Consider the following 14876-nt stretch of genomic DNA (forward strand, 5'->3'; position numbering starts at 1 on the left):
GTGAGTTCTGTGTATTTATAGTAAGTTTACGGTTGAGTAAACAAAGAGGTTTCTATGATCGAATTTTCACAGCTAATTGCTTACACCGTAGCGTTGGGTATTGCCGCTGCGATTCCGGGGCCGGGTATGACAGCCTTGGTTGCACGCAGTGTTGCCAACGGCGCCAAATCGGGTTTTGCCATGTTAAGCGGCTTGATTTTGGGCGATCTTTTTTATCTATCTTTGGCAGTATTTGGCCTAGCGGTTATCGCTCAGAATTTCGGCCAGGTTTTTATTGTTATTAAAATTCTTGCGGCGCTCTATTTGGCCTTTTTGGCGTGGAAATTTTGGACCGCCGAACATGGTGTTCTGCAGGCAAAGGTTGTTGATAACAAAGAATTGCTCTCTGCGGCGGCTTCGGGATTTGCCATTACGTTAAGCAACCCCAAAACCATCGCTTTTTATTTGGCATTGCTACCGGTGGTTATTGATGTTCAAGCCGTGAGTTTCAGCGCTTGGGCCTACGGCTTGGTACCGGCAACCATAATGATCTTGATTGTTGTTGGTGGTAGTTTCGTGCTGGGTGCACTGGCGGTGCGCAAATTCTTGGTAAATCCAAAAGCACAAAAATACATGTATCGCTCGGCAGCAGGCGCCATGTTGGTTGCCGCAGGCTCCATGCTTGCTCGAACCTAAATAAGAAAACGCTAAATAGAAAAGCGCTATTGTGACAGACGATTTTGAGTGATTGGTTTTGGCCGTGCTTATCGCGATAATTTGCTCAATAAAAGTTCTGTAGTACCCATATCGATAATATTAAAATTTCCAACGGCATTTAATTAAGTAGGAGAAAACCCATGACTGTACTATCCATGACGGATTTAGATTTAAAAGGAAAACGCGTATTAATTCGCGAAGACTTGAACGTACCAGTCAAAGATGGCGTGGTAACTTCGGATGCTCGAATTCGCGCATCGCTACCGACTATTGAGCACGCTATTAAAGCCGGAGCAAAAGTTATCGTTATGTCTCACCTAGGTCGTCCAACCGAAGGTGAATATGACGAAGAATTCTCTATGGCACCGGTTGCGCGTTATATCTCCGATTTACTTGGCATTGAAATTCCGGTGATTAAAGATTTTCGCGAAGAATTTGATGTTGCCGAAGGCGGAGTCGTTTTATTAGAAAATGTTCGCTTCAACAAAGGCGAGAAAAAAGACGAAGAAGCGTTATCGAAAGATTATGCCGCTTTGTGTGATGTATTTGTTATGGACGCTTTTGGTACCGCTCACCGTGCCCAAGCATCAACGCACGGTGTTGCCAAGTTTGCGCCAATTGCCTGCGCAGGCCCACTGTTAAAGGCCGAGCTTGATGCGTTAGAAAAAGCCTTGGCGAATCCAGAACGTCCGTTATTGGCGATTGTGGGCGGTTCAAAAGTGTCTACCAAGTTAGAAGTGCTTGAAACTCTGTCTGACAAGGTGGATCAGCTAATTGTGGGTGGCGGTATCGCTAATACATTCTTAGCAGCGGCAGGTTTCCCTGTGGGTAAATCACTGTGCGAAGATGATTTGATTCCAAAGGCGAAAGCTTTAATGGAAAAATGCAGCATTCCGTTACCGATCGATGTTGTGGTGGGTAAAGAGTTTTCTGAATCTGCCCAAGCCGAATTAAAAGCCGCTGCCGATGTTAGCGACGACGATATGATTTTTGATATTGGCCCAGAGACTGCTAAAACTTTGGCTGACATGCTAAAAAATGCCAAGACCATTATTTGGAATGGCCCTGTGGGCGTTTTTGAATTTGATCAGTTTGGCGAAGGTACAAAAGCAATTTCTTTGGCCATTGCAGACAGCACAGGATTCTCAATTGCTGGCGGTGGTGACACCTTAGCAGCGGTTGATAAATACGACATCACCGAAAAAGTATCCTACATCTCAACCGGTGGCGGTGCGTTTTTGGAGTATGTTGAAGGCAAAACCTTACCAGCGGTAGCGGTTTTAGAAGAGCGCGCCCAGTAACGGTTGATGCGAGGATGGCGTGTATTTGTTTATGACGGCAAATACACGTCTGAAAGGATTTTAACTTTGTTACAGAGATATACTAAGTAAATGGCCGATTTTGAAAACAACCCAGAAACCGAGAACACTTCAGTTGCAGGCAATGATCTAGACGCACAAGAATCCGTCGAAGTTGCTGAGAACACAATTGAACAAGAACTTAAGCCAGAACACCCAGAAAGTGAATTTCCCGGTATTCGTCAATCGTCGGTAATTACTCCTAACTCTGGTCAAGAAACCCAGTTTAAAGTCGAGCTGCCAAAGGTATTGGATTTGGGCTGCGGTATTTTACTGCGCGCCATTTCTAAAGCACCAAAGTTGCGCGCTAAAGAATTATTTAAGCGCTTAAAACAAGGCGAAAAAGTCTTTTTGGGCGATATCACGGTTGGTGGTCGGCTTAAGTTAAAATTAAACCTTACCCTTAGCGCCAAAGAGTACGTTGGCCCAGGTTTTAACTTAGAAGTATTTCGAGCGTCGGTGGATCAGCTACTCAAAAAAGTGGCGCCAAGACTGCGATCTAAACAAAATCTAAACATCCGCTCTAACGAAGATGGCGTGGTGTTATTCGATATTCCTGCGGGCATTCGAGTAAAAGGCCAATTGAACGTGATGATGCTTTTTATGGAGCTGAACAAGGTCGGTGAAATCACCATGCGACTCAGCTACATGGACCCCGAACATTTCCAAGTAAAAGAATAACGGGGTTTGCCAACTCTGGTTGCCGTATCTTCTTATGAAGAAATCGGTGGCCAGAGTCATTTTGTTAATTTTGGTTTTTTATTCAAAATCTTTTTCCCCATCTATCACCATTAAATTGCACACAATTCCTCTGCGACTGGATAATTTCCCCCTAGCCTTTCAAGTTATTCGATTATTGTATTATTTGTATAAGCGTAAATAATTTAGCCTCTGCTTAATAATTCATTCAAAGTACTTTTGATATTTTTTATTGATCGTTCAAAAATACTTCGTCGCAGTACTTAGCGCACAATATAGGAACCGCTGATTAACTCATCCTCGATTTAATCAGACGGCGGAAATTGACAATGCGATTTCCAATTTCTTCACAATTTCAATCACTTACCGTTCTGGAAATTGGCGACACCTTCTTATGTTGCAAGAAATTCCAAGTTAATCAGAGTTTCCTATATTTTTAATTAAATTCTTCGTTTAAAAAGACATTTATCCGGCTGGCTAAATTAGCTTTGTCTTGTTTTATAGGTTGTCAAGGTTATAAATAATCTGATTTTTTATAACCGTATAAAAATGCGATTGTTTTTTTTGTGAAGCTTTTCAAATTTTTGAATGATCTATTTTTAGCGTGGTTACGCCCGCTATGCCTTGAATATATTTTTCGATTAACCGACTGAACATTCGATAAACTCAATGGGTTCTGCAAATTTGTTCGGAATCGGTTATGACATTCAATCAGAGAACATCAAAGAAAAAGCTCTAACGCATATTTTGAATGTAGGTTAACTTAACGCAGGGGCTGAATTTTTTATCTTTTTGTTTTAGACTGCATCGCATTATCGTTATCGATTTAAATGCTAAAAGGTTAATGGCGTAATTAATGCTAATTAACCACCATCTAATAATTCCAACGTGTAGCCATTCTTAAACTAGAGCCACCTTTTTGTGGTTTTAATCGATCTATTTAACACATCGATTGTTATTAAATTCACATTTGCCAAGTTTATTTTTCTTTTTACATTGGCGTTTGTACGCCGGTAAAAGTGTTGTATTAGAATTCTGTGCACAATTATGGCGTTTTTTAAAACCACGTATTTTCGTGCGTATGCAGATACAGGGATTGTTGTATTTGTTACCAAGTGTATGACAAATTTACATTTAAAGGAAAATTGGGTTAAGCATGAGTAAAAATACGTATTTTCCTTATTTCGATTATTTAAGAATTGTTCTGGCGAGCGTCGTGATGCTTTTTCATTACGACATAATTACTTGGGGTATTGGGGCTAAATTTGCTGTCGATGTTTTCTTTGCCTTGAGCGGTTGGTTGATTGGCGGCATTTTGTTAAATACCCAAAGCAAAGACTTGCCGAAATTTTATTTCGCGCGCGTAACCCGCATTTGGGTGCCTTATTACATTGCGTTGTGTCTATTAATTATTGCCAGTTTATTCAAAGACACGGTCGATCAAAAATGGTTAGAGTTTATTTTCTTTAAAATTACCTGGGTTTATAACTTATTTGGACCACCGCAAATCAGCGAATGCATTAATTGCATGCCGTTGGGTGGTGCAGGTAATCACTTTTGGAGCGTAAACGCCGAAGAACAATTCTATTTAATCGCACCGCTGATTTTTATTCTGGTCTTTCAGTTTCGTTATCGTGTATTGGTATGGGCGTTATTGGCAGGGTTGTTAATTGCTGCTGGAGCCTATGGTGCAATTACTTTGGGTGTGCTCGCGGCGATCTTTTTTTCTCGCCGAATGGAATGGGTTATTCGTTGGGAATTTAGACTCATCAGCTTGTTGGTCTGTATGGCTGCTGTGACAGGCTTATTTGTCTTCGATAATTACGCGGTGTTTGCGCCCTTTGCCGCAATTTCACTGGTGTTGTTTTTAGCAATTCCCGGTAAAAAACATACTCTGGGTACATTGCTTGGTGGAATGTCGTATCCGTTGTATTTGAATCATTGGTTGGGTGCGGTTTTTTTTGGTGCGGTTTTCAAAAAGCTCAATCTTGAAAATCAAACACTTGAAAATTTAGCTGCGGTGGTGATGAGTTACACGATGGCGGCTTTCTTATTTTGGTTTATTGAGCGTCCTATTCTTGCCAATCGCACCGAGTTTTACAGTCATTCTCGCGGTCTGTGGTGCGCGGCAACTTCTTATCTGTTGGTATTGATGGGTTTGGCGGTTGGTCTTTATATGCATCTATCTTGGTCGATGCTGGTTATTGCCGGAATATTTTTAGTCTCAGCGGTTGTGTTATCGGTGAAGCTGACAACAGATCAGTTGCAGCTTCGCATGGCGATGCACAATCCTATTCGGTAATTTCTGTTCTCTGATTAAATCACGAATGAATTAATCAGAGGTTCCTTTGGGTACCTTTTTGTCCGAAGTCATACAGCTAGTCCGAAGCCACGCAGCACGCTGATAGTTGTAGATAGATAGTTTAAGCATCAATATCTTTTTGGGTTTAAACATCAATAGTTTCTAGCGTTTAAACATCAATAGGCAATTCCGTAGAGTCTTTGGCTTTTTTCATAACAAAGCTCGACTGAACGCCGGTGACACCGGTGAGTCGAGTGATCTTTTCCAACAAAAACTGCTGGTAAGCTTCCATATCCTTCACAATCACCTTCAATACGTAATCGGCGGCTTGGCCGGTGATTAAGTAGCACTCTTGTACTTCCGGAAAGTTAGCAACCTCAGACTCGAAGTATTCGAATCGCTCGGGTGTATGTCTGTCCATGCTGATGTGAATCAGGGCCGTAAGTGTTAGCCCCAGGGGTTTGGGTCTGAGAAGAGTAACGGTCTGGCCGATGATTCCCGCGTCTTTTAGCGCCTTCACTCGTCTGGAGCACGGCGACGGCGACAGGCCTATCTTTTCAGCCAGTTCTAGATTACTGAGGCTGCCGTTTTTCTGGATTTCGCTGAGAATACGTCGGTCGGTACGGTCGAGCTTGATCATAGGGATCTCCAAAACATGACTAACTGAGGTGGATCTTGTTCGATCGTAATTGTGTCGAAGTTGTACGGCTATAATTAGCTAATATTTTTAATATTCGTAGTGAGTTGTTGCTTAAAAGTAAGAATATTTCTGTAAATTTAGCACAAAAAGCCCTTTTTAGTTAGCTACAATAGCTTCATCGAAAGGAAGCTGTGTTAACCAAAACCAGTAACCCGAGCCCACAAGGCTCTTATAAAACCCATTTGATGGTAAAAAGCGACCCAAAAGGTTGCTAAGCTAGTCAAAAGATCATTGGACGGCCTTCTATGACCTAAAAATCTTTAGAAGGTTGTCCTTTTGTTATATTCGTCCGTATTCAATGCGTTTTTAAAGTCTATTGCTGAGAACACAACTATGTTCAATCATCAAAAATATCGTCGTTTTCCTGTGTTAAACAAACCCGATCGTGTTTGGCCATCCAAGCAAATCGAGTCGGCACCTATTTGGTGTGCGGTTGACCTGCGTGACGGTAATCAGGCGCTGATTGAACCTATGACCGTGGCGCAAAAACAGCGTCTCTGGAAATTGTTGGTGAAAGTTGGTTTTAAGCAAATTGAAATCGGCTTCCCATCGGCATCGCAGCACGACTACGATTTTTGTCGTTGGTTGATTGAAGAAAACCAAATTCCAGAAGACGTCACCATTCAGGTGTTGGTGCAGGCGCGCGATGAATTGATCGATCGCACCTTCCAAGCCTTAGAAGGCGCCAAGCGCGCGGTAGTGCATGTCTATAACTCCACATCGCCCGTACAGCGTGAAAAAGTATTCTCTTTGAGCAAAGAAGGCATCATTGAAATTGCTCAAAAAGGCGCGCGCAAAATTAAAGACAAGGCCGCGTTGCACACAGATTGCGAGTGGACCTTTGAATACTCGCCAGAGAGCTTCTCTAGCACTGAAGTGGACTTTGCCGTAGAAATTTGTAACGCCGTTATTGATGTTTGGGAGCCAACTCCTAACAACAAAGCCATTTTCAATTTACCGGCAACCGTAGAATGTGCGACACCTAACGTATTCGCCGACCAGATCGAAACTTTCTGCGACAAAATTAACCGTCGTGATTCGATTATTGTCAGTGTTCATACTCACAACGATCGTGGTTGTGGTGTCGCCGCCGCCGAGCTTGCCTTACTTGCGGGTGCCGATCGAGTTGAAGGTACCTTGATGGGCAATGGCGAGCGCACCGGTAATATGGACATTATCACCATGGCGATGAATTTATACAGCCAAGGTATCGACCCAGAGTTAGATCTTTCTAACGCGGATGAAGTTGTGCGCGTTGTTGCCGAATGTACGCAAATCGAAGTGCATCCACGTCATCCTTGGGTGGGTGAATTGGTCTACACCGCGTTTTCGGGCAGTCACCAAGACGCCATTCGCAAGTGCTTAGCGCAGCAAGATCCTAACGAACCATGGGATGTCGCTTACTTGCCAATTGATCCACGTGATATTGGCCGCGATTATCAATCCATTATTCGTGTTAACAGCCAGTCTGGTAAAGGCGGTGTTGCCTACGTACTTGAGCAAGATTACGGTTTGTCTTTGCCTCGTTGGATGCAGATTGAAGCCAGTCGAGCGGTACAGCGTTTTGCCGAAACTTCAGCCAAAGAAGTTAGCCCTGCGCAAATTTGGGAAATTACCAAAGAGTCGTTTATGGCTTCTGCAAATGTCTATCGCTTGCAGAGTTATTCGTTAGATCGTGCTAACGACCTTGAAGCGATTCAGGCAACCATCAAAACCGAGAACGGCGAAGAGCTAAGTATTAAGGGTAAAGGTGAGGGTGCCTTGTCGGCGTTTTGTAATGCCTTAGAAAAAGCCCTTGATCTTAATATTGAGATTGTTCATTACGACCAACATGCGGTTGGTTCGGGTACCGATGCAACCGCCGCCGCGTATTTACAGGTGAAAATCGACGGCGAGCGTTACAACGGCATTAGCCAAGATCAAGACACCATTAGTGCAACATTAAATGCCATTTTGGTGTGTGTTAACCAAGCCTCCAGTCATCAAACCTGCTCTGTTGAAGTTGTTGCTTAAACAAAAAAAGCCGCTTAATGCGGCTTTTTTTATATCATTAATTTAAGACTGCTTTGCAGTAAAAAATAAGAGCCATCTTAAGCAATCTCTGGTTAACTCATCCATGAATTAATCAGAGGGGAGAAATTGAAAATGCGATTTCCAATTTCTTCACAATTTCAATCACTCACCGTTCTTGAAATTGGCGACACATCCTTGTGTCACCGGAAACTCGGGATTAACCAGAGTTTCCTTAATTCAATTATGTTAGCGACTTTTATTTACTGTTCTACGGTCAATAAAAATCGCAAAGACAAAGCGATTATTTGTCGATTTGCAAAACCGAGTTGCACGTCGAGGCCACTCGGTCTTTAATGCCTGTCACTTAAGCAATGCGAGTAAGTGTATCAATAATGCTGCTCATAATGGCGTTGTGCATTTCAGATTTTAAATCACCATTTGCATCGAAGGCTTCATGAGCACTTGGGATCGCCAGCTGTTGACCAACAACGTTCACATTAATGTGCGAAAGCAACAAACGGAGTGGATCTAAAGCGCGAAGACCGCCTAAACCACCCGGTGAAGTTGCACAAATAGCCGCAGCCTTATTATCAAAACATACCAAGCGTGGTTCGTCTTTTTCGTAGGGGCGAGATAGCCAATCAATGGTGTTCTTTAAAATGGGTGTAATGGTTGAGTTGTATTCGGGCGAGGCAATAAAAAAACCGTCTGCATTTCTGAAATGTTCTTTCAATAATTTTGCAGTTTCTGGTGCGCCCGATTCTGCTTCAATGTCTTGGTTAAAAAGAGGCATTGGGTATTCAGCAAGATCGATAAATTCAGCATCGATACCTTTTTGCGAAGCAATTTTACAAGCGGCTTTGGCAAGTAAAGTATTGTAAGAATCTTTTCGGGTTGAACCGGATAAAAACAAAATGCGTTTGCTCATTTTAATTTAGCTCTGAATTTTTGAAATGAATTTTGGCTTTAAATATGTGAGTTATTATAGAGATTTAATATTCGATTTCTAACCGAAATAACTGCTGTTGTTCATCGTCTTAGTTGAAGGAACCAGACTCTAAAGCCCTATCAAATATTTTGAATTTTTATTTTATTTGGAGTTATTTATGGATCTTAAATTATCGGGAAAGCTAGCACTCATTACTGGTTCAACCAAAGGTATTGGATTTGCCACGGCTAAGTCCCTAGCTAAAGAAGGGGCAAAGGTTATTATCAATGGCCGAAGTGAACAATCTGTTACCGCTGCCATTGAAAAAATTACACAAGAAAACCCCACTGCCGAATTAAAAGGCTTTGCCGGAGACATGGCGAACGCGACCTATGCAGAAAGACTTAAAAAAGAATTTCCCAAATTGGATATTTTGGTAAATAACATGGCGATATTTGAGCCGAAAACATTTACCGAAATAGACGACGAACAATGGCGTCATTTTTTTGAGGTGAATGTATTAAGCGGTGTGCGTTTAAGTCGTTTATACATAGATCAGATGATGGCAGAAAATTGGGGGCGAATTATTTTTATCAGTAGCGAAAGCGCGGTACAAATTCCGGTTGAAATGATCCACTACGGTATGACCAAAACAGCACAACTGGCAATTTCACGCGGTCTTGCCGAGTACGCCGCCGGAACCGGTGTAACCGTAAATTCCATTTTACCTGGGCCAACCCACTCCGACGGTGTTGATGACTTTGTGAAAAAAATCAGCGGCGGTGCTTCATTCGAAGCCTTCGAAGAAGAATTTTTTAAATCGGTTCGTCCCAGTTCGTTAATAAAACGTTTTGCCTCCACAGAAGAAGTTGCCAACATGGTGACCTATGTTTGCAGTCCGCTGGCATCGGCAACAACGGGTGCGGCACTCAGAGTGGATGGTGGCGTGGTTCGCGCGTGTATTTAATGGTTTTTTTAACAATTTATAGAAACGTCTGATTAATTTATTAGTGAATTAATCAGATTAATGAAATTAAACATACGATTCACCATTTCAATTACTTAGAGTTCTTGAGATGGGCGATGCATTTTAATGTGATGAAAGCTCCGGGTTAATCCGAGCTTTTTATATACGTTGCACTTATTATCCGAAATCGAGATATATGAGTTTTTTTTATAATTGTGTAATTTTATGCCGACCAGTTAGGTCGGCGTAAAAATTTAATCACATACTTTTCTAAAAGCCGCGGCCATAAATGGCACCATCAATTCATAGGCGGTATCAAAATCGGTGGATTGGCATTTACCGTTGGATATTCTATCGATGCGGCCAGTTTGTGCGAGAGTTAACGCCAGTGCGCCCGACATGTAGTGATAACACCAGTGAATTTTGTCTTCGCTGGCATTTGGAAAAATATCCTTCAAGGCTGCAATAAATTCGACAACGCGTTTATCGAAGAATTTGCTCATCATAATTTTATTCCACACTGGAGATGTCATTACGTAGGCAAGCAATGCCAAGTAATTACGCCAACCCGGATCTTCGGTTTGCTGAGCCATTTTCAATGGCATTAAGAACGCCTCAATCACCTGTTCTAGAGTTTGCATGGACGACTGTTGGGCCGCTAAGAGTTTGTGGCGCTGGTCGCTGAGCTGTTGTGCGCGGCGATCAAATACGGCGTGGAAGAGGTCGAGTTTTTTACCGAAGTGGTAATTGGCCAGTGCAACGTCAACTTCGGCCAGTTTTGCAATCTGGCGAATGGTAACGCCGTCGTAGCCATGTTGCGCAAATAGCGCTTCTGCCGAGTCAAGAATCCGTTCTTTTTTATTGATTTCTTTATTGTTTTGCGTTGCCAGTTCAGTCATCAGGCGTTTCCTTATCGAGGTGTCTAAAAGCGAAATTTATCAGGTTTTATGTTTTTCGCTTGCCTATTCAACAAGTGTTGAATATAGTGTAAAAAAAATCAACTAGGTGATAATAATAATGACTCCTGAGATTTTTAAGTACCTTCTCTGTGGTTTTTACGTTGTTGTAATTTATGCACTGTCTTGGATCGGTATGCGCCGAACCCGAGATATTCAAGGTTTTTCGATCGGTAACAAGGATATGAGCCCCTATTTAGTGGGTATTACCCTTGCTGCATCTGTCGCATCAACCGCTACCTTTGTGATCAATCCCGGCTTTGTTTATATTCATGGTGTATCGGCATTCTTACATTATGGTGTAGCGGCGTCGCTGGGTATTTTGACTGCATTTGTTGTGCTCAGTCGCGGCTTTCTGCGATTGGGTGCCAGTAATAATGCGTTGACGATACCCGACTGGATTTACCACCGTTTTCAAAACAGAAAGCTGAGTTTATTTTTCGCGTTTATTAACCTGCTTTCGGTTACTTTCGTGGTATTAATCTTAGTGGGCTGTAGCTATTTGATGACGGGATTATTCCCGGTTGATCAAAAAGTCGCATTGATCATAATCTTGGTATTTGTATTCTCTTATGTACTTATGGGGGGTACCTACGCCCACGCTTATACGAATACATTGCAAGGCATTATGATGTTAATTATTGCCCTCGCTTTATTTGTTGATGGTTTCCACTATTTCGATGGCGGAATCATGGCTTCACTAAGGTCGGTGGGTGACAATTTTAGCGCGATATACAATCCAGACAGCGACCTCTATTTTAGTTTCTTCTCGGTCTTTGTTAGCGGTTTTATTATTACCTTTGCGTTAATGCTGCAACCGCATATTTTGACGAAAGTGCTCTATCTTAAGAACGAGCGTGATATTAAGAAATTTATTGGTACCACGGTTGTTGTAGGATTTTGTTTCTCTCTGATGCTTGCCATAGGTTTTTACGCCCGCCTCTCTGGCTTAGAAATTGAACGACAAGACCTGGTGGTGCGCGAATATTTATTAGCGGAGTTTTCTGAATCCGCTGGCGGTAAATATCTGCTGACCTTTGTGTTTATTACCTTGCTTGCAGCGGGTATGAGTACACTTGACGGTATCTTGGTATCGCTCTCTGCTATGGTCGTAAAAGACATTGTTATGCCGATTACCGGTAACCAAAATCACGGTTTGCAGATGTCACGTTACGTATTGATTGGTGTCGGTGTTTTCTCTGCCGCGCTCGCGTGGAATCCACCTGCGTTGATTGGTTTATTCGCCCAAAAAGGCGTTTACGGCTTGGCCGCTGCCTCGGCTGTTCCCATCTTATTTGGGGTTTTAGTTAAAGATAAACTTCCCATTTGGGTGGTAGGTATCCCGGCAGTTTTAGGCTTGAGTCTGCATTTAATTCTTAATCTGTTCTTGGGCGTGCAAAACCCCGCGGTATCGGCAACCATTGCGATATTTGTAGCGCTTGGTTTTGGCTGCACAGGTTTAGTGTGGGTTCGTTACAAAAGCCCAGAATTAAAATCCGAAAAAAAATTAGTAAGTGATACTTGATTTTTCATCGTTTGTTGAATAACCTTAAAATCAATTCAACAAACGATGAAATTAAGCGGTGAGTTAGATTCTTAAAGTCGGATTCTTAAAGATAGATTCTTAAAGTTCGACTCCAAGGCTTCATTAGCATCTTTGGTCTCAATAACTCATCGTTTAATTCAGTTGATGCATTAATAATAAAAACAAAGATCTCTCTACGCTAAATATCTAAAAACTGGTTTACATTTTAATAATAATATTCAGTTGCACTAAAACTCTCTAATGGCATTAAAGCCAAAAAGATAAAACAGACCGATATATTTCCCTAAATTATCATTGTTGATTGCATTTTTATTCGCACCCAACAAAGTCTGTTTATACAGATCGTATCTTTATTGGCTTACCCAAAACACTAATAATAAATAGGTACAGCTATGACAATCATTACCTCAAATCCTGAGCCAACTACAGCAATCGCTCGCAAATCAAAAAAACTATTGCCGTTATCTATTGCTGCTGCTATTGGTGCACATATCTCTTTGTTAGCAATGCCCGTTAATGCGCAATCGATTTTAGAAGAGGTTGTGGTAACGGCGCAAAAACGTGAACAATCTATACAAGACGTTCCTGTATCGGTAACGGCGTTTGATTCTAACGTGCTCGAAAAAACCGGTATTTTGGATATCACCGAACTGCAAAAAGTCTCTCCCAACACAACCTTGCAAACCAGCCGCGGTACTAACTCAACCTTAACTGCGTTTATTCGCGGCGTTGGGCAAGAAGATCCATTGTGGGGTTTTGAGCCCGGTGTAGGACTTTATGTTGACGATATTTATTTCGCCCGTCCTCAAGCCGGTGTGTTAGACGTTTACGACGTTGAGCGAATTGAAGTGTTGCGTGGTCCTCAAGGAACTCTCTACGGTAAAAACACCATCGGTGGTGCCGTTAAATACGTCACCAAACGATTAACCGGTGATCCTGAATTTAGCGTAAGCAGCACCATTGGTAGTTACGATCAGCGCGATATTGTTATTGCCGGTCAGCTGCCTTTAATTGATGATCGCGTAATTGTTGGTGCCAGTTTGGCAAGCTTAAAACGCGATGGTTTTGGTGAATTCTTATTAAATGGCGATGAAAATTACAATAAAGATATTCTTGCCGGGCGTGTTAGCGTTGAAATTACACCGAGCGAAACTGTCTTAATTCGAGTTGCCGCAGACTTTACCGATGATGATTCAAACGCAAAAGGCGGATCTCGTCTAACACCAAGTTTACTCGTACCCGACGAACCCATTCCAAGTAGCGTGTACGATAGTTTCGCTGATTTAGATACCGATAATAACGTCGAAAGCTCGGGTGCTTCGGTAACCGTTGAGTGGGATGTAAGTGATAGTGTTACCTTAAAATCTATTACCGGTTATCGCGAAGGCGAAACCCAAACCAATATCGATTTCGATAATACTTCTTTTGCGTCGTTACACGTTCCCGCAGAATATGATGACGATCAATTTACTCAAGAATTTCAAATAAATTACGATACCGATCGTCTGCATTTGGTTGGTGGACTTTATTACTACGACGGTACCGCATCTGGCGCCTTCGATGTATTGCTAGGCGCTTTTGATAATCCAGATTTATTCGGTGACGGCTCTAACGTTGTTGGTAATTTTGATGCGATTACAGCAGGTTCTGTCGATACCACCAGCTACGCAGCCTACACTCATTTAACCTACGACGTGAGCGATAATCTATCGGTAACTCTCGGTGCGCGCTACACGGTCGATCAAAAAGACGCTACCGTTTATAACGCAACATTATTTGCCGATGGTCGTTCAGAGCGTTTAGGCGGTGCCGACTTATTTATTCTCGGAATTAACACCGATTACAGTAATGACGATACCTGGAATGAATTCTCGCCACGATTAAGCGTAGATTACCATTTCAATGACAATATTTTGGGTTACGTGTCATACAGTCACGGCTTTAAAAGTGGTGGTTTCGACATGCGAGGTAACGCTCGTCTAAACCCAGACACCGTAAATGGTTACGACCCAGAAATTGTTGATACCTATGAAGTTGGCGTGAAGTCAGAATTCTTTGATGGACGTTTACGTGTTAACGCCGCAGCCTACTACACCGATTACGATGATCTGCAAACCACCGTACAGTCGGCAACCTCTTCAGGCGACACCTTTGTGAGTGAGGTGGTTAACGCCGGTAAAGCGCGCGTTAACGGTGGTGAGTTAGAAGTTACCGCACAAATTTACGGTGGGTTGAGCTTAATTGGCTCTGCGGGTTACACCAACGCAGAATTTACCGAAGTGATTACCGAAGGTCCCGATGGTCCTGTAGATGTATCCGATTTTTGGGAATTCTCGTTTACGCCAGAGTGGACAACGTATTTAGCGTTAAATTATTTCCACGATTTAGATACTTCAGGTACTTTAAGTTTAAATTTAGGAACCTCATACCGCAGTGCCACACGTATTTTCCCGCAGGTAGAATCTTTGGTTGACCAAAAAGGTTACAACCTTTGGGATGCCAGTATCGTCTGGAACAGTAACGATGACCATTGGTCGGTTGGTCTACACGGTAAAAACTTGAGTGATGAAGAGTATCGTGTTGGCGGTTACAACTTTATTGGTTTAGGTTTAGAAAACTCAATTATCGGTTACTACGGAAATCCAAGAACGGTATCTTTAAACGTAAACTACCGTTTGTAATTACTTAGTCATTGCAATCGGTTTGAGAGG

General features: G+C 42.3%; 11 protein-coding genes. 8 read left to right on the top strand and 3 right to left on the bottom strand.

All coding sequences use genetic code 11. From position 1 onward, the window contains the following. Positions 1-54: 54 nt before the first annotated feature. The 4 genes from ACYQ28_RS00735 (at position 55) to ACYQ28_RS00750 (ending at position 5055) form a co-directional block, all read left to right on the top strand. The gene (locus ACYQ28_RS00735; RefSeq protein WP_460047358.1) at positions 55-675 is read left to right on the top strand and encodes a LysE family translocator; all 621 of its coding nucleotides are present in this window, start codon (positions 55-57) and stop codon (positions 673-675) included. Positions 676-836: 161 nt separating this feature from the next. After that, complete coding sequence (locus tag ACYQ28_RS00740) at positions 837-1997, top strand: phosphoglycerate kinase (protein WP_460047360.1); 1161 nt, start codon at positions 837-839, stop codon at positions 1995-1997. A 90-nt stretch (positions 1998-2087) separates the two neighbouring features. After that, positions 2088-2735, top strand: coding sequence for a hypothetical protein (locus ACYQ28_RS00745; RefSeq protein ID WP_460047362.1), 648 nt, complete (start codon positions 2088-2090; stop codon positions 2733-2735). Positions 2736-3909: 1174 nt separating this feature from the next. Continuing rightward, positions 3910-5055, top strand: coding sequence for an acyltransferase family protein (locus tag ACYQ28_RS00750; protein WP_460047364.1), 1146 nt, complete (start codon positions 3910-3912; stop codon positions 5053-5055). Between the two features lie 169 nt (positions 5056-5224). Here ACYQ28_RS00750 and ACYQ28_RS00755 read toward each other — a convergent pair whose 3' ends face one another. Continuing rightward, on the bottom strand, positions 5225-5695 hold the full coding sequence (locus ACYQ28_RS00755; RefSeq protein ID WP_460047630.1) for an Lrp/AsnC family transcriptional regulator: 471 nt from the start codon (positions 5693-5695) through the stop codon (positions 5225-5227). Between the two features lie 393 nt (positions 5696-6088). Here ACYQ28_RS00755 and leuA point away from each other — a divergent pair, with 393 nt between their 5' ends. Next, positions 6089-7768 carry a 2-isopropylmalate synthase gene (leuA, locus tag ACYQ28_RS00760; RefSeq protein ID WP_460047365.1) on the top strand — a complete coding sequence of 560 codons (1680 nt, stop codon included), beginning with the start codon at positions 6089-6091 and terminating at the stop codon, positions 7766-7768. 364 nt (positions 7769-8132) lie between these two features. On the opposite strand, the gene ACYQ28_RS00765 is transcribed toward leuA, so the two are convergent. After that, positions 8133-8696: an NADPH-dependent FMN reductase gene (locus tag ACYQ28_RS00765; protein WP_460047366.1), complete on the bottom strand. Its 564-nt coding sequence runs from the start codon at positions 8694-8696 to the stop codon at positions 8133-8135. 178 nt (positions 8697-8874) lie between these two features. Here ACYQ28_RS00765 and ACYQ28_RS00770 point away from each other — a divergent pair, with 178 nt between their 5' ends. After that, entirely contained in the window at positions 8875-9663 is a 789-nt protein-coding gene (locus ACYQ28_RS00770; RefSeq protein ID WP_460047367.1) for an SDR family NAD(P)-dependent oxidoreductase, read from the top strand. A gap of 254 nt (positions 9664-9917) precedes the next feature. Here the strand turns inward: ACYQ28_RS00770 and ACYQ28_RS00775 are convergent, their stop codons facing one another. Further along, positions 9918-10562 carry a TetR/AcrR family transcriptional regulator gene (locus ACYQ28_RS00775; RefSeq protein WP_460047368.1) on the bottom strand — a complete coding sequence of 215 codons (645 nt, stop codon included), beginning with the start codon at positions 10560-10562 and terminating at the stop codon, positions 9918-9920. A gap of 118 nt (positions 10563-10680) precedes the next feature. On the opposite strand from ACYQ28_RS00775, the gene ACYQ28_RS00780 reads away from it, so the two are divergent. Together ACYQ28_RS00780 and ACYQ28_RS00785 are read left to right on the top strand one after the other, a co-directional pair. Next, positions 10681-12144: a sodium:solute symporter family transporter gene (locus tag ACYQ28_RS00780; protein WP_460047370.1), complete on the top strand. Its 1464-nt coding sequence runs from the start codon at positions 10681-10683 to the stop codon at positions 12142-12144. A gap of 413 nt (positions 12145-12557) precedes the next feature. Continuing rightward, a complete protein-coding gene (locus tag ACYQ28_RS00785; RefSeq protein ID WP_460047372.1) occupies positions 12558-14846 on the top strand; it encodes a TonB-dependent receptor in 2289 nt (762 codons plus the stop codon). Positions 14847-14876 lie beyond the last annotated feature (30 nt).

This window comes from Sessilibacter sp. MAH1 (genome assembly GCF_054658315.1).